We start from the raw sequence: 19,578 nt of genomic DNA, 5'->3' as shown, positions 1-19,578 counted from the left end.
GACGATAGGCAAGCCTCTATCAGCCGCCCCGCTCGCGGCGAAGCTTCGCCCACCAGTCGAGGCGCTTCTTGATCTCACGCTCGAAACCACGCTCCGGCGGATCGTAGAAGGTCTTGCGGCCCATTTTCTCCGGGAAATAATCCTGGCCGGAAAAGGCATCCGGCTGATCATGGTCGTAGAGATAGCCTTCGTTGTAGCCTTCCGCCTTCATCAGCTTGGTCGGGGCGTTCAGGATATGCTTGGGCGGCAGAAGGGAGCCGTGCTCCTTGGCGGCGCGCATGGCGGCCTTGTAGGCGACATAGACGCCGTTCGACTTCGGAGCGGTTGCGAGATAGACGCAAGCCTGCGCCAGCGCCAATTCGCCTTCCGGGGAGCCCAGATAATCATAGGCATCCTTGGCGGCATTGCAGACGACAAGCGCCTGCGGATCGGCAAGGCCGATATCCTCGACCGCCATGCGCACCAGGCGGCGGCCGAGATAAAGCGGATCTTCCCCGGCATCGAACATGCGGCAGAGATAGTAGAGGGCGGCGTCGGGATCCGAACCGCGCACCGCCTTGTGCAGCGCCGAGATCAGATTGTAGTGGCCGTCCTGCCCCTTGTCGTAGACCGGCGCGCGGCGCTGGACGATGCGGCCGAGGCCCTCGGTGTCGAAGACCTCGTCCGGACGGGCGGCGCGCCAGACTTCCTCGGCCAAGGTGAGCGAAGCACGGCCGTCACCGTCGGCCATGCGGATGAGGGCCTGACGGGCATCGTCATCCAGCGGCAGCGGCTTGGCTTCTGTTTCCTCGGCGCGCTTCAAAAGCGTCTCGATGCTTTCCGCATCGTGGCTCTTGAAGGTCAGGACCCGGGCGCGGGACAAAAGAGCGGCGTTGAGTTCGAAGCTGGGGTTCTCGGTCGTCGCACCGACCAGAATGACGGTGCCATCTTCCATGACGGGCAGGAAGCTGTCCTGCTGGGCGCGGTTGAAGCGATGGATCTCGTCGACGAAGAGCAGAGTCTGGCGGCCTTCCATGCGGCGCAGGCGCGCGCTCTCGAAGACTTTCTTGAGGTCGGCGACGCCGGAGAAGATCGCCGAGATCTGCTCGAAGGCAAGCCCCGCCTCGCCGGACAGGAGCCGGGCGACGGTTGTCTTGCCGGTACCCGGCGGGCCCCAGAAGATCATCGAACCAAGCGAGCCGGAGGCGATCATGCGGGCGAGCACGCCATCCTCGCCGGTCAGGTGTTCCTGACCGGTCACCTCGCCCAAGTTCTTCGGCCGCAAACGATCGGCGAGCGGACGACGCTCGGCCATTTCCTTCGACAATTGCGGCGCAAAGAGATCGCTCATCGGAAGATCTGCCGGATGCGCTGACCGCCGCGCTCGATCTCGACACGCCAAAAGCCCGGATCGCTCTCGGCCATGGTCTGCAGATCATCGACGGATGCGATCGGCTCGCCATTCACGGCCACAACGATGTCGCGCGGGGCAAAGCCGAGACGGGCGGCCGGCGAGCCGCGCACGACTTCGGTCACGACGACGCCGGTCACTTCGGAGGCCATCTTCAACTCGTAAGCAAGGCGGGGCGAAAGATTGCCCGCACGGATGCCGGCGAAGGGGCTGCGCCCCTCGATGAGCTGAATGTCGCGCGGACGCGTTTCCGGAGCGGCGGCAAGTGCCAGTTCGATCGTCTCTTCGCGACCATCCTGCTGCACGCTGAGCTCGGCAGTTTCGCCGAGACCTGTGGTCGTCAGCCGATAACCGAGGGCATCGGGATGTTCGACGGGGACGCCATTGACGGCGGTCACCACCTGCCCCGGCTTGAGGCCCGCCTTTTCGGCCGGCCCACCCTCGACGACACGCACGACGAGCGCGCCGCGCACGGTCTTCAAGCCGAGTGCCTCGGCGACATCAGAGGTCACCGGCTCGAAGCTCGCGCCAACGTAAGGACGCTCAAAGGACGCATCACCGCGGTCGGCGGCATCGAGGAATACGCGGACGAGATTGGCGGGGATGGCGAAGCCGACACCGTTCGAGCCGCCGCCGCGCGAGAAGATCGCCGTGTTGATGCCGATCAGCTCGCCGTTCATGTTGACCAGCGCGCCGCCGGAATTGCCGGGATTGATCGCGGCATCGGTCTGGATGAAGAAACCGAAATCGCCTTCCGTTACCTGGTTTCTGGCCAGCGCCGAGACGATGCCCGAGGTCACCGTCTGGCCGACGCCGAAGGGGTTGCCGATCGCCAGCACGAGATCGCCGACCTCGGTTGCATCGGAATTGCCGATCGGAAGCGTCGGCATGACTTCGTTGGTCTCGAACTTCAGAACCGCGAGATCGAGCCGGTCGTCCTTCAGCACGACCTTGACCGGAAACTCCCGGCCATCGGCAAGCGCAACCTTGATGTCGTCGGCGCCATCGATGACGTGGTTGTTGGTGACGACGACGCCGTCCGCCTCGACGATGACACCAGAGCCGAGCGAGGACTGCTTTTCAGTGCGGTTCGGCATGCGCTGGCCGAAGAACTGCTCGAAGAAGGGGTCGCCGGCAAACAGGCTGGGGCGGGTCTGGACCAGACGCTCGGCATAGACATTGACGACAGCGCCCCGCGCCTGCTTGACCAGCGGCGCGAAGGAGAGCTGCATTTCGACCTGGCTTTTCGGCACCGCCTTATCCTGGGCAAGCGCCGGGGTGGTGACCGGCGCGATCAGGGCGATGATGACAGCAAGAGGTTTGAGGCAGTCGAAACGCGGCATGCGATGATCCTTCATGCGATATGGACGTTCTAGACCCGGTTCGTGCGCCGTCAAATAGGCAGAACCAAGGAAGTCGTATCGCAGATGGGGATAACGCGCGCTGGCCTCAAGTGCTGACGGTTTCGATGATCCTCGTCATAAGCCCGTGAAGCTCGTCTCGGTAGCCGGTGCGTGCCGATGGAGCGCTTTCATTCGAGGTCATGGTGACCGCCAAACCGAGGTTCGGAGCGATGTAGAGCATCTGCCCCCCGTAACCCCAGGCATAGTTCACCTGCTCGCCGCCGAGCTGCTTCAGGAACCAGGCGTAGCCGTAGCCATCGCCGTTGAAGACGGAGTTCGTGCGGCGGATCCAGCTTTCGCGGATCCAGTCTTCCGAGATGAGCCGCGTACCGTCCTCGGTGACGCCACCCCGTCGATAAAGTTCTCCAAAGGCATGCAGCGACCGCGGCGTCATCGCCATCTGATTGCCGCCGAGATAATAGCCCTGGGGGTCGCGATCCCAGGAGCCTATGCGGAAACCGTCGAGTGGCTCAAACCATTCGCGGGCCAAAGCGAGCGTCGGCTTGCCGGAGACCTTGGTAAGGATGACGGAGAGCAGATGTGTTGAAGCGGTCGAATAGAGCATGCCGCCGCCGGGCTCTCCGACGAAATCGGCAGTAAGTGCGAAACGGGTCCAGTTGCGGCTCGAGACCCAGCGGCCGTAGTTCGCGCCGGACATGCGGTCGAGACCTGCGCGCATCGAAAGCAGGTGGCCAATCGTGATCTGCGACAGGCGGGGATCGGGATTGGCAGGAAATTCCGAGCGCAAGACCGTCTCGATCCGCTGGTCGACGCCTTCCAGCAGGCCCTTGTCGATGGCGATCCCGACCAGCGCGGAAACGACGCATTTCGACGCCGACTTGATGTTCGTCGAACCAGTCAGCGAGTTGTTGCCATAGGCGCGTTCGCCGAGCGTCTCCCCATTGCGCGTCACGATCACCGTTTCCAGCGTCTCGAGCCGACGCGCCTCCTCCAGCAGGTTGGCGATGCGCGGACGCAATACGTCGAGCTCCCCGGAGGTTGCTGCGGGCGGCTCAACCGGGGGCGTAGCCTCCGGCGTGCCGGCTTGTGCCAGCACCTGACGGCCCGAGAGGACGGAGACGGCACCGGAGGCGCCGAGTATGGAAAGGAATGTTCGTCTGTGCATGGGACCAAGGTAGTGAGCATTGCGCATGAGAAAAGCCCGAAGTGCCATGATCTCACCGGATCGTGACGGATCCGCAGAAAACCGCGGGCGGAACGTTCTGACCTCGGCAACCGTTGCCCCGTCATCAGGAAAGGAGACCGACCATGTCTCGAACCCGCTTCATGACATCCACCCTCGCCGCCATCGCTTTCGCCAGCCCGATGGTGATCGCCCTTCCCCAACCGCTTCAGGCCGCCAGTTTCGATTGCCGTACGCCTGGCCTTGCGCCCGACGAGGTGGCGATCTGCCACAACATCGACCTCAACGACATGGATGTTCGCATGGTGACGACGTTCGAACTGTTGCGCGAAGTCTTGCCGATGGGCAGCCGTGGCGCGCTGGAAACCTCGCAAATCGAATGGCTGGAAAAGCGCCGCGCCTGCGAGGCCAATCTCGACTGCCTGGCCGCCGCCTATGCCAGCCGTATGGCAGAGCTGCGCAACGGGGTTGGCGAAGTGCTGAGCCTCATTGAGGGCGTGCCGCCCACAGAGCAAGTCAATTAGGGTATTTTCTAACTGCCGAAATAATAGAGCGACAAGGCCGTTGCCAGCAGGGCTGCTACGCCGCCAAAGGCAAGGCTACGACGGCGATCCTGGCGCGAGGATGCCCCACCGGCGTAGTCGAACCGCTCATAGACCACGTTCTTCATGGGAAGGCCGAGATCGAGCAAGGTATCGGAGATGGCCGAAACCATGCCGCCCGGGCCACACATCAGGGCGACACAGCTGCGTGGCTCGATCCCATCAAGAAGGTCCTTCAGCCGGGCGTGGTCTAGCCGGCCGACAGCACCCTCGAAGCCAGGTGGCGAATCTTCGCTGATCAGAAGGACTTTCAGGTCGAGCGCGGCGTGAGCTGCAGCTATTTCCTCCAGACAGGCGAAATTACTCGGCGTTCCCACCGCATAGGCGAGCCGGATGGGCCGTTTGTCGCGCCGTGCGATGAGGTCGCGCAGCATGCCGATGATCGGCGCAATGCCGACACCGCCGGCGACGAGGAGCACCGCCTCGCCCGGATGAGCCTCCAGGGCGAATTCACCATAGGGACCGTCAATGCCGATCGGCGTGCCGGGCTGCAGATTGCCGATGCCACGGGTGAAGTCGCCGACCTCCTTGATGATCAGGCTCAAGCCCGGGCGGGTCGGGCTGTCGGCGATCGAAAACGGGTGATCGAACAGCGGGAAGCGCCTGCCGCCTTCGGTCATCCAGACAAACTGGCCGGCGTGATAATCGAGCGGCGGTGTATTTTCGGCGGGCTGGATGTCGAGTTCCCAAAGACGATCGGCCCGACGCGTGACGGACCGGAGCCGCCATGGCCTGCGATGGAGATTGAGCCAGCGATAGCCATAGAGGATCGCCAGTACTGCAATAATCGTGGCGGCGATCAGCAACCAGTAGACTTCCAGAGGCCCCTTCGCCGCAAATCGGCCGGTGGACATGGCATGGTGCAGCCCGCCAGCGATCGCCACCGTCCCGAGAACGAGATGCGTTCCTCGCCAGACTTCGTAGCGCCAGGGCAGACGATTGCGCAGGGCCGACGACAGGACCAGGAGCACGAGGGCTGCCCAGGCAATCACGCCGGAGCGATAATGTGGCCGGGTCAGGTAGGCGACCAGACGCTCCGCGCCAAGATCGGGATCCTCAAGCCAGGTCGGGGCGACATAGGCCAGGGGGTGGAGCACGATGGCCAAAAGGATCCACCAGGCTGCCAGCTTGTGAAAGGCCATGATCTTGTCGATGCCGAGCCGGCCCGAGACCACTTCGAAGCGGCCCGACGTCACGAATTGCACGGCCATGCCGGCCAGTCCGATCATGCCGAGGCCGGCGGCCAGTCGCTCCAGCGGATCGTGCGGCGAAACATCCGTCATCAGGGAGAGAGCAAGCGGCAGGGTGCATAGCCCGAGATAGAGGGCCGCCAGAAGGCTGGCCGGCAGACGGGGCAAGCGGCGGGTGGAGCGTTGCGACATGGCAGGCATGCCGGGCGTCACGGTTTCGGTCATGAGGTCCTCCTGAACGCCTTTCTAGCAGAAAAACACGGTCCGGAATTGATCTCGGTCATGTCGCAACGTCGCTTTGCCGTTCATCATGCTCCCATCGCCACGACGCATAAGACCGAGGAGGATCCCATGACGCCGCGACGACCAACCCGCCTTTTCACCCTTTTCACCACCCTGCTGGCATGGGCCGCCGTTCTGGTCGCCGCACCATCGGTGCTGGCGAGCGACGACAGTCCGATCAGCAAATTGGTCGAAGCCTGGCTGACTTCGCCACACGGCAACTACCACTCCCCGTCCTTCACTTACTGGAACAAGGACGGCGAGGTGCCGAAGGCTTGCGCCACCTGCCACTCCGAGACGGGCTTCCTCGATTTTCTCGGCGCAGACGGCAGCGCTGCAGGAAGCATCGAGAAACCAGGCGTGATCAATTCGCCGATCGGCTGTGCTTCCTGTCATACCGAGCCGGCGCATGCGCTGGATGCGGTGCGCTTCCCATCCGGCACGGAGATTGGTGGACTGGGAAGCTCCGCGACCTGCACCGTCTGCCATCAGGGTCGGCAGTCAGGTGCAGCCGTCACCAAGGCCGTCGGGACACTCAGCGAAGACGAGGTGTCGGGCGAGCTTTCCTTCATCAATATCCATTATGCGGTGGCCGCCGCGACCATGCATGGCGCGGATACGGCAAGCGGCTATCACTATCCCGGCAAGACCTATGCAGGACGCTTCCAGCATGTGCCAAGCGCCAACAGCTGTGTCGCCTGTCACGATCCGCACACGACGAAGGTGGCGGAAGACAGCTGTGCAAGCTGTCACCGGGGCGTGGAGTCGATCCGCGAGATCCGCATGCGGCATGCCGACTTCGATGGGGACGGCGATATCCGGGAAGGCGTGCATGGCGAGATCGGCACCCTGCATGAACGGCTTTACGACGCGATCAAGATCTATGGGGAGGCAGTGCTCGGCGCGCCGATTGGCTATCACAAGGACCGGCATCCGTATTTCTTCGGGGATACGAATGGAGACGGGGTCATCGGCGACGAGGAAGCGGTGCGCGACAATGCCTACAAGGCCTGGACCCCTCGCCTGCTCAAGGCCGCCTACAACTACCAGGTCGTGATGAAGGACCCGGCCGGCTATGTCCACAATCCGGCCTATCTCCTGCAATTGCTGTATGACAGCCTCGAAAGCCTATCATCGGCCGTGGAGATCGACATGGCGCGGCTCTCTCGGCCGTGAGGGCGAGAGGGGCAACCCGCTGATGTCGCGTCAGCGGGTTAACTTTCCGCCTCCGTCTTCTCTCCCAGCCAGGCAACAAAGGCCCTGACTGCCGGCCGCCTTGCTGCCTCCGGTGCGACGGTTGCAAAATAGGCGGTGCCGAGATCAAGCGCGGCATCGGGCCAGGGCTTGAGGCTGCCATCGGCGACGAGCCTTTCGGTGATCGAGCGCCAGCCGAGCATCAGGCCGCGGCTGTCTAGCGCCGCTTGGACTGCCTGAACATAGTTGTCGAAGACATGAGACTGACCGCGCGGCTTGGGCAGACCGCGCCTAGCGAAATAGTCGCCCCAACCTTCCCAGTGTCGCGCCTCGACGGTGCGAACATGAATGAGCGGTGCGGCATCCAGCCCATCGCCTTTTGCGAGCAGGCTTTCCACCAGGGCCGGGCGACCGACGGGACACACGGTCTCGTCAAACAGGCGCAGCGTCTCCCCATCAGTCCAGGTGCCACGGCCGTAGCGCAGCACGAGATCGGCGCCAGGCCAGATCTGCGCCAGGTCGGTGGGCGGCACCTGCACATTGACGAAGAGACCGGGATTTCGGCTGTAGAAGTCGCTGAGGCGCGGCATCAGCCAATGCGTGGCAAAACCCATGGTGCAGGCGACGGTCAAGCGCTGGTCTTCGAGGCCGGTGCTGGTGCGGATTTCCTCGATCGTGTCGGCGATCAGGTCGAGGCCATCGCGGGTGGCGCGGGCGAGTTGCTGGCCGGGTTCAGTGAGGCGCGCGGGGCGCGTCGTGCGATCGATCAGGACGGCGCCGACATGATCTTCGAGCGCCTTCAGAGCCTGTGTCACGGCGGGCTGAGTAACGTTCAGGGCGCTTGCCGCCTCGCGCATCGAGCCGAGGCGGGCGACGGCCTCGAAAGTGGTCAGAAGGCGCAGGGGCGGCAGACGGCTCAACTTAACCTCCAGCTTAACTCAGCATAAGCATAATCGGTCTGGTTTCTCCTGCAAAGCCGGATGATGATGGTCAAATCCGATCCGCTTTCGACCATCCTGACTTAAGGAACCCGACGATGAACATGCATGTTGCGACTGGGGCCGTGACACTCGCCGACAAAGGCCTTCACCTGCCGCTTTCGGAGGGAAAACAGGCCTATTTCAATTACTACTGGCTGCGTGACAATTGCCCCAGCTCCTTCGACAGCAAGACGCGCGAGCGGAGCTTCGACATCTTCCATCTGTCGGCTGCACCGCGCGCTGATAGCGCCGAGTTGGATGGGGATACGCTTGTCATCCGCTGGGCGGGCGAAAATCATGTGTCACGTTTTCCGCTGGCGCTGCTTGAGCTCTATACCGAGGGCAAACATCGGCCCGATCCGGCCGACCTGCCGCGCAAGGCGTGGTTCAGCGACCACTATCCCAATATCCCGCGTTTCTCGCAGCCGGAGTTGATGCGCGATCCGGCCAAGGTGGCGGAGTGGATCAAGGCGATGATCGTCGAGGGGCTGACGATCGTGACCGACATGCCCGACAGCGATGAGGGACTGACGGAAACCGTCAAGCTGATGGGTCATGTACGGCCGACCTTCTTTGGCGACTATTTCGACGTGAAGACGCATATCAACCCGACCAACACCGCCTATACAGCGAAGGCGCTGGAGCTGCATACCGACACGCCGGCCGAGGAACACGCCCCGGGCATCCAGTTCCTGCATTGCCGGGCGAACACCGTCGAGGGCGGCATGAGCATCTATTCGGACGGGGTAGCGGTGGCGAATGCCTTTCGGGAGATCGATCCTGAAGGCTTCAAGCTCTTGTCGGAAATCGACATTCCGTTCTTCTGCGAGCACGATACCTATGACATGCGCTCGCGGCAGCGCGTGATCGAGCTCGACAAACATGGCGAGGTCTCGGGGCTTACGATCAGCCAGCACATGGCCGACCTGTTCGACCTGCCGCAGACCGTGCTCGATGACTACTATCCGGCCTTCTGCCGCTTCGGCAAAATGCTGCAGGACGACAAGTTCATGATGCGCTTCCTGATGAAGGCGGGCGACTGCATGGTGTTCGACAATCACCGCATCGTGCATGGGCGGATGGCCTATTCGGCAACCAGCGGTGATCGTTATCTGCGCGGCTGCTATGCTGATCGGGAGGAGATGCGCTCGACCTTTCGGGCGCTGACGACGGAAGGACGGTTCAAGGCATGAATATCGCGGCTTCCGGAAACGACATGCTCGACGAGGCAGCACTCACTACGCTGCGTCAGGATCTTGCCGCCGCCTTCAGGCTTTGCCATCGCTTCGGCTGGAGCGAGTCGGTCGGCAATCATTTCAGCGCAGCGGTCTCGGCGAATGGGCGCAAGTTCCTGCTCAATCCGCGTTGGCAGCATTTTGCCACGGTCAAGGCGACCGATCTGCTGCTGCTCGATGCCGATGATCCTGATGTGATGCACCGGCCCAATGCGCCCGATCCGTCAGCCTGGACCGTGCATGGCACGCTGCACCGGATGCTGCCGGAGGCGCGCGTCATTCTGCATTGCCATTCGCCCTATGCGGTGGCGCTCTCCTGCCTGAAGGATCCGACGCTTCTGCCGCTCGACAACAACACGGCGCGGTTTTTCGGCCGGATCGGCTATGACCTAGACTTCGGCGGGATTGCGGATGCGGAGGAAGAAGGCGAACGGCTGGCCGAGATGATCCGCGGCAAGGCGGTACTGGTCATGGGCAATCACGGCGTCTCGGTCGCCGGCGAGACCGTGGCGGATGCCTTTGAGGACCTCTACTTCTTCGAGAAAGCGGCGCAAACCATGGTTCTAGCGCTCTCGACCGGCCGGCCGCTGGCCGTGCTGTCGGATGAGATTGCGCAAGGCACGTCAGATGGCTGGATTCCGTATCGCGGCATGGCGGAGAAGCATTTCGCCTATCTGAAGTCGTGCCTCGACAAGGAGGATCCGAGCTACCGGGATTGAGGCATGGCGTCAGCCACGCCCATCCGGATATTCGGCGGGGCCCTTGATCTCGATCGTGTTGCCGAAGGGGTCCTTCACGTAGAAGGAATGGCCCATGCCGCGCGCGCCGCCGTGCAGGGCTTCGCGGTCGATCGCCACACCGTGGCTTGCGAGATGAGCCCTCAGCTCGTCGTGGTCAAAGGGGCCGGTTGCGATGCAGACGTGGTCGACATTGCGGCCGCCGGCGACGGGCGGGGCAGCTTTCTGGCCGCCCGGGTGGGTGATGTCCCAGAGCACGATCAGGGCTGCACCGCACCAGACCTGCTCCATGCCGAGCGCCGGATAGGTGTAGCCCGGGCGGCAGCCGAGCACGTCGTGATAGAAGCGGAGCGCCTTGTCCATGTCGTCGACGATGAAGACGACGTGGTCGATGCCGACGAGGCTGAAGGGGACGGTCATCGCGGCTCCTGAGGGTCAGGGAATTCAGGCTGGCGGCTGGCCAGCTAGCCGGCAGGAAGACGGACTTCCGGCAGGTTCTGGATCTCCGGCAAATGCGGAGAGTCAGGAGGCGGCTCGCCGCCTCCTGATGCGCTGTTCGAGGCTTATTCCGGCAGTTGACGCACCGCACCCTTGTCAGCGGACGAGGCGAAGGCGGCATAAGCCTTGAGTGCTGTCGTGACGTTGCGCTTGCGCTTTTCGGCAGGCTGCCAGCCGAGCTTGTCTTGTTCCGTGCGACGGCGTTCCAGTTCGGCGGGATCGACGACGAGGTTGATCGTGCGGTTCGGAATGTCGATGTCGATCAGGTCGCCTTCGCGCACCAGACCGATCGCGCCGCCCTGGGCTGCTTCCGGCGAGGCGTGGCCGATGGAGAGGCCCGAGGTGCCACCGGAGAAGCGGCCGTCGGTGACCAAAGCGCAGGCCTTTCCGAGGCCCTTCGACTTCAGATAGCTCGTCGGATAGAGCATTTCCTGCATGCCCGGGCCGCCCTTCGGGCCTTCATAGCGGATGACGACGACGTCGCCGGCGACGATGTGGTTGGACAGGATCGCCTTCACGGCTGCGTCCTGGCTTTCGAACACACGGGCCGGGCCCTTGAACTTCAGGATCGATTCGTCGACGCCCGCCGTCTTCACGATGCAACCGTCGAGCGCGATGTTGCCCTTCAGGACGGCGAGACCGCCATCCTTGGAGAACGGATGATCGACCGAGCGGATGACGCCCTTTTCGCCGTCGGTGTCGAGATCGTCCCAACGCGAGGCCTGCGAGAAGGCCTGGGTGGTGCGAACGCCACCGGGGGCGGCCTTGAAGAATTCGCGAACCGTTTCCGAATTGGTGCGGGTGATGTCCCAGCGGTCGATGGCGTGGCCGATGGTTTCAGCATGCACGGTCGGGCAATCGCGGTTGATCAGGCCGCCGCGGTCGAGTTCGCCGAGGATGCGCATGATGCCGCCGGCGCGGTGGACGTCTTCCATGTGCACGTCCTGCTTCGCCGGGGCCACCTTGGAGAGGCAGGGCACGCGGCGCGATAGGCGGTCGATGTCATCCATGGTGAAATCGATGCCGCCTTCATGGGCGGCTGCCAGGATGTGCAGGACCGTGTTGGTCGAGCCGCCCATGGCGATGTCAAGAGCCATGGCGTTTTCAAAAGCCTGCTTGGAGGCGACGTTGCGCGGCAGAACGCTTTCGTCGTTCTGTTCATAGTAACGGCGGGTGATGTCGACGATCAGGTGGCCGGCCTCGACGAAGAGGCGCTTGCGGTCTGCATGGGTGGCGAGCGTCGACCCGTTGCCGGGCAGCGAGAGGCCCAGCGCTTCGGTCAGGCAGTTCATCGAATTGGCGGTAAACATGCCGGAGCAGGAGCCGCAGGTCGGACAGGCGGCCTTTTCGATCTCATCGACATCGGCATCGGAGATGCTGTCGTCGGCGGCGGCAACCATGGCATCGACGAGGTCGAGCGCCACCTTGCGGCCCTGCAGGATCGCCTTGCCCGCTTCCATAGGGCCACCGGAGACGAAGACGGCGGGGATGTTGAGGCGCATGGCGGCGGACAACATGCCGGGCGTGATCTTGTCGCAGTTGGAGATGCAGACCATGGCATCGGCGCAGTGGGCGTTGACCATGTATTCGACCGAGTCGGAGATGATCTCGCGTGACGGCAGCGAATAGAGCATGCCGTCATGGCCCATGGCGATGCCGTCATCGACGGCGATCGTGTTGAACTCCTTGGCGACGCCGCCGGCGGCTTCGATTTCACGCGCGACGAGCTGGCCGAGATCCTTCAGGTGGACGTGGCCGGGCACGAACTGGGTGAAGGAGTTGACGACCGCGATGATCGGCTTGCCGAAATCGCCGTCCTTCATGCCCGTCGCGCGCCAGAGGCCGCGGGCACCGGCCATGTTGCGGCCGTGGGTGGTGGTTCTCGAACGATAGACGGGCATGGGTGTCACCTCGATGGCTTGTTCGCCGCCATGCCTGCACCCTCGGCGCCAAGGCAAGGCGGCCATTTTGGAACTGGTCTAAGCCATGTCCCCTGCCCTGTCACTAGCATCCAGGGGCAAATCGGTACGCCTTGGGCTCACGGCGAGGGCGAATTCATTCGCATTTGAGTGATCGGGTTAAGCCTGCGGCAAGACGTGTTTATTAGAGTTTACCGCGGAAGGAGGAGTCATGATGACCCGGAAACCTGCCCGCGTGATCCTGCTGAAAGATGCCCGTCAGAAGCTCAATCCCGAGCCTGCGCCGCGCTGGAACCCGCTCAAAGCACTCTACCGGATGCGGCGCATCCTGATGATGGCGTGTCTTGCTGTGCTCGCCGTCATTCATTTCGAAAAGCTTCCCTATTCCTATCTGGTCGTCCCGGCATCGAACAAGCTGATCGACTACGCCATCACCGGCGCCGTCGCCCCCCGTTCGGAGCCAATCGAGGGCCGCTTCGTGACCTGCGCCGGGGCGCAGCGGATCAATTGCGTCGTCGATGGCGACACCTTCTGGTACCGGGCGGTGAAATACCGGATCTCTGATATCAACACGCCGGAGATCGGGCGCCCTGCCTGCGAGCGGGAACGCGCCCTCGGGCTCGAGGCACAGGTTGCGCTCCTCGACGCGTTGAATGGCGGCGGCCTTGTCATGGAACGGCGAGAGCGACGCGACGTGGACCAATATGGCCGCAAGCTTCGGGTAGTCCTGCAGGATGGACGCTCCGTCGGCGACGATCTGATTGCACGCGGCATTGCGCATCGCTGGGAAGGTCACAAGCAGAGCTGGTGTGGCTGACGCGTGTCGGCAATCGACGCGAATCCTTACACCCGCCGGCCGATACGGACCTACACGAAATTGTTCCTGTCGGACTTCTTTTCCAGACGATGAAACTCTGGTCTCTATGCTCCCGTCTTCTATCTTAGAAAGACAGAGAGAGCCTCAAGAGGTCAGCCATGCCGGTCTACCATCCGCCCAAGATTGCAAGTTCCGAGATCACCCCGAAGTCGCTCTACCTCAAGCGACGGCAATTCATGGGCGTGGCGGCCGGCGGGATCGCCGCGGCCGGGCTCGGCTCTCCGGCTTTGGCCGCACCGCTTGCCGCCAAGCCGAGCATCTACACGCTCGACGAGAAGCTGACCTCGAAAGAGGATGTGACGACCTACAACAATTTCTATGAGTTCGGCACCGGCAAGGAAGATCCGTCGCGCAATGCGGGCTCGCTGACGACGCGGCCGTGGACGATCGAAGTGGGCGGACTGGTCGCCAAGCCGCAGGTGATCGACATCGAAACGATCATGAGCGAGATCCCGATGGAAGAGCGCGTCTATCGGATGCGCTGCGTGGAAGCCTGGTCGATGGTGATCCCGTGGATCGGCTTCCCGATCTCAGCTTTGCTTGACCGGGTGGAGCCGCTGGGCTCTGCGAAGTATGTCGCCTTCGAAACGCTTGTCCGACCCGAGGAGATGCAGGGACAGGCCGGCATCTTCCAGGCGCTGGAATGGCCCTATCGCGAGGGCCTGCGCCTAGATGAGGCACGCCATCCGCTGGCCATCCTTGCGACCGGCCTTTACGGCGAGACGCTGCCCAACCAGAACGGAGCCCCGATCCGGCTCGTCGTGCCGTGGAAATACGGCTTCAAGGGCATCAAGTCGATCGTCAAGATCACGCTGACGGAAGAGGAGCCAGCGTCGACCTGGAACCTGTTGCAGCCGTCGGAATACGGGTTCTACGCCAACGTCAATCCCGAGGTCGATCACCCACGCTGGAGCCAGGCGACCGAGCGGCGGATCGGCGAAGCGAATGGGCTCTTCGGTGGCGCGCGGATCGATACGCTGCCGTTCAACGGCTATGCCGACGAGGTCGCAAGTCTCTATGACGGCATGGACCTGACGAAGTTCTACTGATGGCTGCGCTTGCACTCCCTGCCCTGCCCGCCCGCTACAAGCCGGCGTCGATCTGGGCGCTTTATGCCATCGGGCTGATGCCGGGGCTTTATGCCTTCTATCTTGGGATCTATGGCGGGCTAGGCGCCGATCCCGTGCGCGCCTTCGAGCATCTGCTGGGGCTCTGGGCCTTCCGCTTTCTCTGCCTGGGGCTCGCGGTCACGCCATTGCGGGACCTGTTTGGCATCAATCTCATCGCCTATCGGCGCGCGCTTGGGCTATTGGCATTCTATTACGTGCTGGCGCACTTTACCGTGTACCTGACGCTGGATCGGGGCCTGATCCTGTCGTCGATTGCCGGCGACATCCTGAAGCGTCCCTACATCATGCTCGGCATGGCAGGACTCTTGATGCTGATCCCGCTCGCGCTGACCTCCAATCAGTGGTCGATCCGAAGGCTCGGTCCGCGATGGAACAGACTGCACAAGCTGACCTATCCGATCCTGCTCGCGGCAATCCTGCACTATGCACTGTCGCTGAAGGTGATCGATCCGGAAGCCGCCTTCTACATCACGGTCACGATCCTCCTGCTCGGTTACCGGCTGGCAAGGCCGAAGATCATGGAGCGGAAACGGGCCAAGCGCATGGCGGGGGCGACCCGCTAGTCTGACGGCTGGCCGGGAAGCGTGAGACGACGCGCTTCGATGAAGGCTGCCAGGGCGATGCCGAGGCCATAGGCCACGATATTCCACCAGGAGAAGATACGTCCGAGCAGAAGCGCGCCTGCCAATGTCAGGCGGAATTCGTCGAGCCAGGCCGTGTGGTAGAGGCGGGTGAGCTCCGTGAGCGCTGCGATTACCAGGGCGAGGAGCGTCAGGCGTCCGATCGGCTGTCGCGGCAGCAGCATGGCGATGAGGAAAAAGACCATCGCGCCCCAGAGCGTCGAACCACCGTATTTCACCAGAAAATACGGCAGGCCGATCTCATAGCCGCCGAGCCTCAAAGCCACGCCACACGCGATGATGGCAAAGGCCATCCCCAGCCGGCGCAGGCGTTGTGACATCGTTGCCTTGATTTCGTCCATGAGCGCTTAGTACTGAGGTTGCAACGGAATGCAACAGCGGGGCTGGCAAATGACACTGGTGGCAGAGGGACGCAGGGATCTGCTGAGTGCGCTGGACCGGCGACTGATCGACAATGCGCCGCATCCGCAGCTCACCGGCTTCAGGCGATTCGTCGTCGAATTCGTCATGTTCGGAATCAAGGAAGCGCGCGCCTGCCTGTTTGCCGGCCTGTTCTTCATCTCGATCTTTGCGGTGCCACGCACCGGCCTCTTCGGTATTCCACGCTACGACGTGCTGCTGATCATCGCGCTCGCCATCCAGATCTGGATGGTCTGGACCAAGCTCGAGACGATGGACGAGCTGAAGGCGATCTGCCTCTTCCACGCGGTCGGCTTTGCACTGGAGGCCTTCAAGACAGCAGGTGCCAATCCATCCTGGACCTATCAGGACTTCGCCTACACCAAGCTTCTCGGCGTGCCCCTATTCTCCGGCTTCATGTATGCCGCCGTCGGCAGCTACATCATCCAGGCCTGGCGATTGCTGGATGTCAGGATCCGCCATCACCCGCCCTACTGGATGGCGATCGGGGTGGCTGTCGCGATCTATCTCAACTTCTTCACCCACCACTACATCGGCGATTATCGCTGGTATCTGGCAGCGCTCTCGATCGGGCTCTACGCCCGCACCACCGTGATCTACCGGCCTTTCGACCGCGACCGGCAGATGCCGATGCTGCTTGCCTTCATCCTGATCGGCTTCTTCATCTGGGTGGCAGAGAACATCTCGACCTTTTTTGCGATCTGGCACTATCCGAACCAGTTGGGCGCTTGGTCGACGGTGCATCTGGGCAAGTGGAGTTCCTGGACGCTGCTGGTGATGATGACGTTTACGATCGTCGCCTCGCTCAAGCATATCCGCGCCACGATCCATATTCCGAAGTGACCGAAACCGATTGCGAAAGATTTTTTTCGCATGCCGTGTCGAAATGGGTTTAGCTCATTCGTTGGGGGAGCAGGATCGCAAGAGAGGTCCTGACAACGAGAGGAGATGAGACATGCGTGTCATGGTGATGGTGAAGGCGACGGAAGACAGTGAAGAAGGCATCATGCCGCCGGCCAAGCTGTTCGAGGACATGGGCAAGTTCAACGAAGAACTGGTGCAGGCGGGCATCATGCTCTCGGGCGACGGGCTCAAGCCATCGAAGATGGGCAAGCGGGTGACCTTCGACGGACCCGATCGGCGGGTGATCGACGGCCCCTTTGCTGAGACAAGGGAGCTGGTCGCCGGCTACTGGATCTGGGAGGTGAAGGACATGGACGAGGCGGTCGCCTGGGTCAAACGCTGCCCGAACCCAATGATGGCACCGAGCGAAATCGAGATCCGGCCCTTCTACGAGATGGAGGATTTCGCCGAGATCGCATCACCGGAAGGACAGGCGAGCCATGACCGCGCCGCCGAAGGGCTCGCGGCTCAGCAGAAGTCGAAGGGCTGAGCCATCATGAGCAAGATGATCTTCATCAACCTTCCCGTGACAGACCTTGCTGCCTCGACCGGTTTCTACCAAGCGCTGGGGGCGACAAAGAACCCGCAATTCTCCAACGAGAATGCGGCTTGCATGATGGTGACGGACACGATCGGCGTGATGATCCTGACGCATGACTTCTACCGGACGTTCACGTCCCGCCCGATTGCCGATGCGAAGGCGACGAGCCAGACGCTTCTGGCATTGACCGTAGAGGCGCATGCGGATGTCGACCGGGTTGTCGGGGCCGCCAGCGCTGCCGGCGGACGGGCCGATCCGAACCCGCCGCAGGATCACGGCTTCATGTGGAGCCGGTCGGTAGAGGATCCTGACGGTCACGTCTGGGAAATCTTCTGGATGGACCCGGCGGCTGCCGGTGGCGACACGACTGGTGTCGACGCCTGAGCCGGTCTCCGTGGTTGACCGGGCTGACGCCGCGTCCATACTCGTGATCATGAGACGAGACGGACAGCCGGCTGCAGGCGCTGCCAAGAACCTGACACTTGCGGCCGCGGACATCGAGAGGATCTATCGTATCGAGCGAGTCCGGCTGGTCGCCGGGCTAGCAAGACATGTCGGCGATCTCACCCTCGCGGAGGACCTGGCGCAGGAGGCCCTCATTTCGGCGCTGGCAACCTGGCCGCGAACCGGCACACCGCCCAATCCGGGTGGGTGGCTGATGACGACGGCCAAGCGGCGGGCTGTCGACCTCTGGCGCCGTCGCCGGATGATGGCACGCCACGAGGCCACGCTTATGCACGACATCGAAACCGCGCATGTGGATGGTTTCGAGGCCGTCGAGGCGACCCTCGACGACGCGATCGGCGACGAGCGGCTGTCGCTGATCTTCACCGCCTGCCATCCGTTCCTTTCCCGCGACCAGCGCACGGCGCTGACGCTGAAGGTCATTGCCGGGCTGACGACGGTGGAGATCGCCCGGGCCTTTCTCACGCAGGAAACGACAGTCGCGCAGCGCATCGTGCGGGCGAAGAAGGTGCTGCGGGAGGGTGACGTCGCCTTCGAGGTGCCGATTGGATCGGAACGCGATGCACGTCTCGCCTCGGTGCTGGAGGTCATCTACCTGATCTTCAACGAGGGTTATGCGGCGAGCCGCGGCGAAGACCTCATGCGGCCGCAGCTTTGTGACGAGGCCATGCGACTCGGACGCATTCTGGTCGGGCTCGCGCCAGAAGAGCCTGAAGCGCATGGGCTGCTGGCTCTGATGGAGTTGCAGGCCTCGCGCTTCAAGGCGCGGATCGGATCGGATGGCAGCGCGCAGACACTCGAGACACAGAACCGGCGGCTGTGGGACCGGTTGCTGATCCAGCGCGGGCTCGAGGGGCTGGTGACGGTGACGCGCCTTGGAGGCGAAGACGGGATCTATGCGCTGCAGGCGGCGCTTGCAGCCGTGCATGCGCGGGCGTCGCGATTTGAGGATACGGACTGGGCGCTGAGTGCTGCGCTTTATGACCGGTTGCTGGAGCGGGTCCCCTCGCCTGTCGTGGCGCTGAACCGGGCGGTGGCGCATGCGATGGCGTTCGGGCCCGAGACGGGGCTTGCGCTGCTGGCGGAGATCGAGGCGGAGCCGCAGCTGGCGGGTTACGCGGCGCTCTATGCCGCCAAGGGCGATTTTCTGATGCGGCTGGGACGGATGTCGGAGGCGCGCGTGGAGTTTGAGCGAGCGGCTGAACTGAGCGGGAACGAGACCGAGCGGTCGTTTCTGATGGGTCGGGTGCGTTGCTGCGCCGAGGCGCAAGACTGAAAACAAACGACACCCGGCCTTTCGACCGGGTGTCCTTGTGCTGCGCAAGTATCAGAACTGCTTCTTGAACAGCAGCCGGTCGAGCGAGAGGTAGCCGCCACCAAAGGCGGCGAAAAGAAAGGCGCCACCCGTCCAGAAGAGCGAAGCGAGTTCTGCCTTGCTCTGCACCTGATGTAGGAAGACATGGCCGCCATCAGCAAGCCGTGCCATGGCCTGCGGCGTGAAGAATTCGCTGCCAGCCTTCATTGCATCGATGCCGGCCTGGGTGAGGAAGGCGTCGCCATACGGGTTGGCCATGTGGAAATAGAGGGTGATAGCCAGCATCACGCCATTGGCCAGCGCTGCGGGCCTCGTGAAGAGGCCGAGCGCGATCAGGAGGCCGCCTCCGACCTGCAGCAAAGCAAGCGTCGGTGACCAGAGCCAGCCCGGATAGAAGCCAAGCTTTTCCACAAATCCGACCTGCGCGAAGGGTGCCATGATCTTAGGCCAACCCTCGATCAACAGCATGCCGCCGACAGCGAGGCGGAAGATCGACCAAGCCATGGGCTGGGCGATGCGGTCATAGAAGGTCGAGAGCGAGGGTATGATCAGATGGGATCTGTCATTGCTGAAAATGGATGCGTCAACCATTGGGAACCTCTTTTACATCGATAATTCGATGGATCGAAGTTAGCGCTGTCAGAGCAAATGCTGTTGACGCAGATCAAGCGTCTGGGAAAGACTTGACCGCTCCGGTCAAGTTTTCGTGTGC

The 19,578-nt window shown here is 62.8% G+C and carries 20 protein-coding genes; 11 read left to right on the top strand and 9 right to left on the bottom strand.

Annotated features, from left to right (window positions below; genetic code table 11):
• Window positions 1–19: 19 nt before the first annotated feature.
• The 3 genes from D4A92_RS15945 to D4A92_RS15935 all read right to left on the bottom strand — a co-directional run bounded on the left by D4A92_RS15945 (window position 20) and on the right by D4A92_RS15935 (window position 3,919).
• Window positions 20–1,330, bottom strand: coding sequence for a replication-associated recombination protein A (locus D4A92_RS15945; protein WP_203015447.1), 1,311 nt, complete (start codon window positions 1,328–1,330; stop codon window positions 20–22).
• Window positions 1,327–2,733 carry a DegQ family serine endoprotease gene (locus tag D4A92_RS15940; RefSeq protein WP_203015445.1) on the bottom strand — a complete coding sequence of 469 codons (1,407 nt, stop codon included), beginning with the start codon at window positions 2,731–2,733 and terminating at the stop codon, window positions 1,327–1,329. The genes D4A92_RS15945 and D4A92_RS15940 overlap by 4 nt, the downstream gene beginning before the upstream one ends.
• Before the next feature lie 106 nt (window positions 2,734–2,839).
• A complete protein-coding gene (locus D4A92_RS15935; RefSeq protein WP_203019989.1) occupies window positions 2,840–3,919 on the bottom strand; it encodes a serine hydrolase domain-containing protein in 1,080 nt (359 codons plus the stop codon).
• Between the two features lie 143 nt (window positions 3,920–4,062).
• Here D4A92_RS15935 and D4A92_RS15930 point away from each other — a divergent pair, with 143 nt between their 5' ends.
• Window positions 4,063–4,461: a lysozyme inhibitor LprI family protein gene (locus D4A92_RS15930; protein ID WP_246753960.1), complete on the top strand. Its 399-nt coding sequence runs from the start codon at window positions 4,063–4,065 to the stop codon at window positions 4,459–4,461.
• An 8-nt stretch (window positions 4,462–4,469) separates the two neighbouring features.
• Here D4A92_RS15930 and D4A92_RS15925 read toward each other — a convergent pair whose 3' ends face one another.
• Window positions 4,470–5,954, bottom strand: a complete 1,485-nt coding sequence (locus D4A92_RS15925; protein ID WP_203015443.1) for a ferredoxin reductase family protein — start codon at window positions 5,952–5,954, stop codon at window positions 4,470–4,472.
• A gap of 126 nt (window positions 5,955–6,080) precedes the next feature.
• Here D4A92_RS15925 and D4A92_RS15920 point away from each other — a divergent pair, with 126 nt between their 5' ends.
• Window positions 6,081–7,187 (top strand): polyheme membrane-associated cytochrome C, encoded by a 1,107-nt coding sequence (locus D4A92_RS15920; RefSeq protein WP_246753959.1) that lies wholly within the window; start codon window positions 6,081–6,083, stop codon window positions 7,185–7,187.
• 38 nt (window positions 7,188–7,225) lie between these two features.
• Here the strand turns inward: D4A92_RS15920 and D4A92_RS15915 are convergent, their stop codons facing one another.
• Window positions 7,226–8,125, bottom strand: a complete 900-nt coding sequence (locus D4A92_RS15915; protein ID WP_203015432.1) for a LysR substrate-binding domain-containing protein — start codon at window positions 8,123–8,125, stop codon at window positions 7,226–7,228.
• 116 nt (window positions 8,126–8,241) lie between these two features.
• Between D4A92_RS15915 and D4A92_RS15910 the strand changes: the two genes are divergently transcribed.
• Both D4A92_RS15910 and D4A92_RS15905 read left to right on the top strand, forming a co-directional pair.
• Window positions 8,242–9,378, top strand: a complete 1,137-nt coding sequence (locus D4A92_RS15910) for a TauD/TfdA family dioxygenase (RefSeq protein ID WP_203015424.1) — start codon at window positions 8,242–8,244, stop codon at window positions 9,376–9,378.
• The gene (locus D4A92_RS15905; protein WP_203015413.1) at window positions 9,375–10,139 is read left to right on the top strand and encodes a class II aldolase/adducin family protein; all 765 of its coding nucleotides are present in this window, start codon (window positions 9,375–9,377) and stop codon (window positions 10,137–10,139) included. The genes D4A92_RS15910 and D4A92_RS15905 overlap by 4 nt, the downstream gene beginning before the upstream one ends.
• A 9-nt stretch (window positions 10,140–10,148) precedes the next feature.
• Here D4A92_RS15905 and D4A92_RS15900 read toward each other — a convergent pair whose 3' ends face one another.
• Both D4A92_RS15900 and ilvD read right to left on the bottom strand, forming a co-directional pair.
• On the bottom strand, window positions 10,149–10,577 hold the full coding sequence (locus D4A92_RS15900) for a VOC family protein (RefSeq protein WP_203015405.1): 429 nt from the start codon (window positions 10,575–10,577) through the stop codon (window positions 10,149–10,151).
• A gap of 143 nt (window positions 10,578–10,720) precedes the next feature.
• Window positions 10,721–12,556: a dihydroxy-acid dehydratase gene (gene ilvD, locus D4A92_RS15895; RefSeq protein ID WP_203015401.1), complete on the bottom strand. Its 1,836-nt coding sequence runs from the start codon at window positions 12,554–12,556 to the stop codon at window positions 10,721–10,723.
• Window positions 12,557–12,788: 232 nt separating this feature from the next.
• On the opposite strand from ilvD, the gene D4A92_RS15890 reads away from it, so the two are divergent.
• The 3 genes from D4A92_RS15890 to msrQ all read left to right on the top strand — a co-directional run bounded on the left by D4A92_RS15890 (window position 12,789) and on the right by msrQ (window position 15,144).
• Complete coding sequence (locus D4A92_RS15890; RefSeq protein ID WP_203015399.1) at window positions 12,789–13,391, top strand: thermonuclease family protein; 603 nt, start codon at window positions 12,789–12,791, stop codon at window positions 13,389–13,391.
• A gap of 158 nt (window positions 13,392–13,549) precedes the next feature.
• Complete coding sequence (gene msrP, locus D4A92_RS15885; protein ID WP_203015397.1) at window positions 13,550–14,500, top strand: protein-methionine-sulfoxide reductase catalytic subunit MsrP; 951 nt, start codon at window positions 13,550–13,552, stop codon at window positions 14,498–14,500.
• Entirely contained in the window at window positions 14,497–15,144 is a 648-nt protein-coding gene (gene msrQ, locus D4A92_RS15880) for a protein-methionine-sulfoxide reductase heme-binding subunit MsrQ (RefSeq protein WP_203019985.1), read from the top strand. The genes msrP and msrQ overlap by 4 nt, the downstream gene beginning before the upstream one ends.
• On the opposite strand, the gene D4A92_RS15875 is transcribed toward msrQ, so the two are convergent.
• Window positions 15,141–15,563, bottom strand: coding sequence for a DUF2809 domain-containing protein (locus tag D4A92_RS15875; protein ID WP_203015370.1), 423 nt, complete (start codon window positions 15,561–15,563; stop codon window positions 15,141–15,143). The two genes, msrQ and D4A92_RS15875, sit on opposite strands and share 4 nt — an antisense overlap.
• A 49-nt stretch (window positions 15,564–15,612) precedes the next feature.
• On the opposite strand from D4A92_RS15875, the gene D4A92_RS15870 reads away from it, so the two are divergent.
• The 4 genes from D4A92_RS15870 to D4A92_RS15855 all read left to right on the top strand — a co-directional run bounded on the left by D4A92_RS15870 (window position 15,613) and on the right by D4A92_RS15855 (window position 18,827).
• Window positions 15,613–16,485 carry a DUF817 domain-containing protein gene (locus tag D4A92_RS15870; RefSeq protein ID WP_203015368.1) on the top strand — a complete coding sequence of 291 codons (873 nt, stop codon included), beginning with the start codon at window positions 15,613–15,615 and terminating at the stop codon, window positions 16,483–16,485.
• A gap of 112 nt (window positions 16,486–16,597) precedes the next feature.
• On the top strand, window positions 16,598–17,035 hold the full coding sequence (locus D4A92_RS15865; RefSeq protein WP_203015366.1) for a YciI family protein: 438 nt from the start codon (window positions 16,598–16,600) through the stop codon (window positions 17,033–17,035).
• 6 nt (window positions 17,036–17,041) lie between these two features.
• Window positions 17,042–17,470 (top strand): VOC family protein, encoded by a 429-nt coding sequence (locus D4A92_RS15860; protein WP_203015364.1) that lies wholly within the window; start codon window positions 17,042–17,044, stop codon window positions 17,468–17,470.
• Window positions 17,442–18,827 (top strand): RNA polymerase sigma factor, encoded by a 1,386-nt coding sequence (locus D4A92_RS15855; protein WP_348649884.1) that lies wholly within the window; start codon window positions 17,442–17,444, stop codon window positions 18,825–18,827. Before D4A92_RS15860 ends, D4A92_RS15855 begins: the two co-directional genes overlap by 29 nt.
• Before the next feature lie 51 nt (window positions 18,828–18,878).
• Here D4A92_RS15855 and D4A92_RS15850 read toward each other — a convergent pair whose 3' ends face one another.
• Window positions 18,879–19,457: a DoxX family protein gene (locus tag D4A92_RS15850; protein ID WP_203015356.1), complete on the bottom strand. Its 579-nt coding sequence runs from the start codon at window positions 19,455–19,457 to the stop codon at window positions 18,879–18,881.
• Between the last annotated feature and the right edge of the window lie 121 nt (window positions 19,458–19,578).

This window comes from Rhizobium rosettiformans, from assembly GCF_016806065.1.
Taxonomy (GTDB): Bacteria; Pseudomonadota; Alphaproteobacteria; order Rhizobiales; family Rhizobiaceae; genus Allorhizobium.
The sequence above is the reverse complement of the archived record's forward strand: the minus strand, read 5'-3'. Positions and strand labels throughout refer to the sequence as shown.

Coding starts and splice junctions, on each gene's coding strand:
- D4A92_RS15945 (WP_203015447.1), bottom strand. CDS start 1,330: ATGAGCGATCTCTTTGCGCCGCAATTGTCGAAGGAAATGGCCGAGCGT.
- D4A92_RS15940 (WP_203015445.1), bottom strand. CDS start 2,733: ATGCCGCGTTTCGACTGCCTCAAACCTCTTGCTGTCATCATCGCCCTG.
- D4A92_RS15935 (WP_203019989.1), bottom strand. CDS start 3,919: ATGCACAGACGAACATTCCTTTCCATACTCGGCGCCTCCGGTGCCGTC.
- D4A92_RS15930 (WP_246753960.1), top strand. CDS start 4,063: ATGTCTCGAACCCGCTTCATGACATCCACCCTCGCCGCCATCGCTTTC.
- D4A92_RS15925 (WP_203015443.1), bottom strand. CDS start 5,954: ATGACCGAAACCGTGACGCCCGGCATGCCTGCCATGTCGCAACGCTCC.
- D4A92_RS15920 (WP_246753959.1), top strand. CDS start 6,081: ATGACGCCGCGACGACCAACCCGCCTTTTCACCCTTTTCACCACCCTG.
- D4A92_RS15910 (WP_203015424.1), top strand. CDS start 8,242: ATGAACATGCATGTTGCGACTGGGGCCGTGACACTCGCCGACAAAGGC.
- D4A92_RS15905 (WP_203015413.1), top strand. CDS start 9,375: ATGAATATCGCGGCTTCCGGAAACGACATGCTCGACGAGGCAGCACTC.
- D4A92_RS15900 (WP_203015405.1), bottom strand. CDS start 10,577: ATGACCGTCCCCTTCAGCCTCGTCGGCATCGACCACGTCGTCTTCATC.
- ilvD (WP_203015401.1), bottom strand. CDS start 12,556: ATGCCCGTCTATCGTTCGAGAACCACCACCCACGGCCGCAACATGGCC.
- D4A92_RS15890 (WP_203015399.1), top strand. CDS start 12,789: ATGACCCGGAAACCTGCCCGCGTGATCCTGCTGAAAGATGCCCGTCAG.
- msrP (WP_203015397.1), top strand. CDS start 13,550: ATGCCGGTCTACCATCCGCCCAAGATTGCAAGTTCCGAGATCACCCCG.
- D4A92_RS15875 (WP_203015370.1), bottom strand. CDS start 15,563: ATGGACGAAATCAAGGCAACGATGTCACAACGCCTGCGCCGGCTGGGG.
- D4A92_RS15870 (WP_203015368.1), top strand. CDS start 15,613: ATGACACTGGTGGCAGAGGGACGCAGGGATCTGCTGAGTGCGCTGGAC.
- D4A92_RS15865 (WP_203015366.1), top strand. CDS start 16,598: ATGCGTGTCATGGTGATGGTGAAGGCGACGGAAGACAGTGAAGAAGGC.
- D4A92_RS15860 (WP_203015364.1), top strand. CDS start 17,042: ATGAGCAAGATGATCTTCATCAACCTTCCCGTGACAGACCTTGCTGCC.
- D4A92_RS15850 (WP_203015356.1), bottom strand. CDS start 19,457: ATGGTTGACGCATCCATTTTCAGCAATGACAGATCCCATCTGATCATA.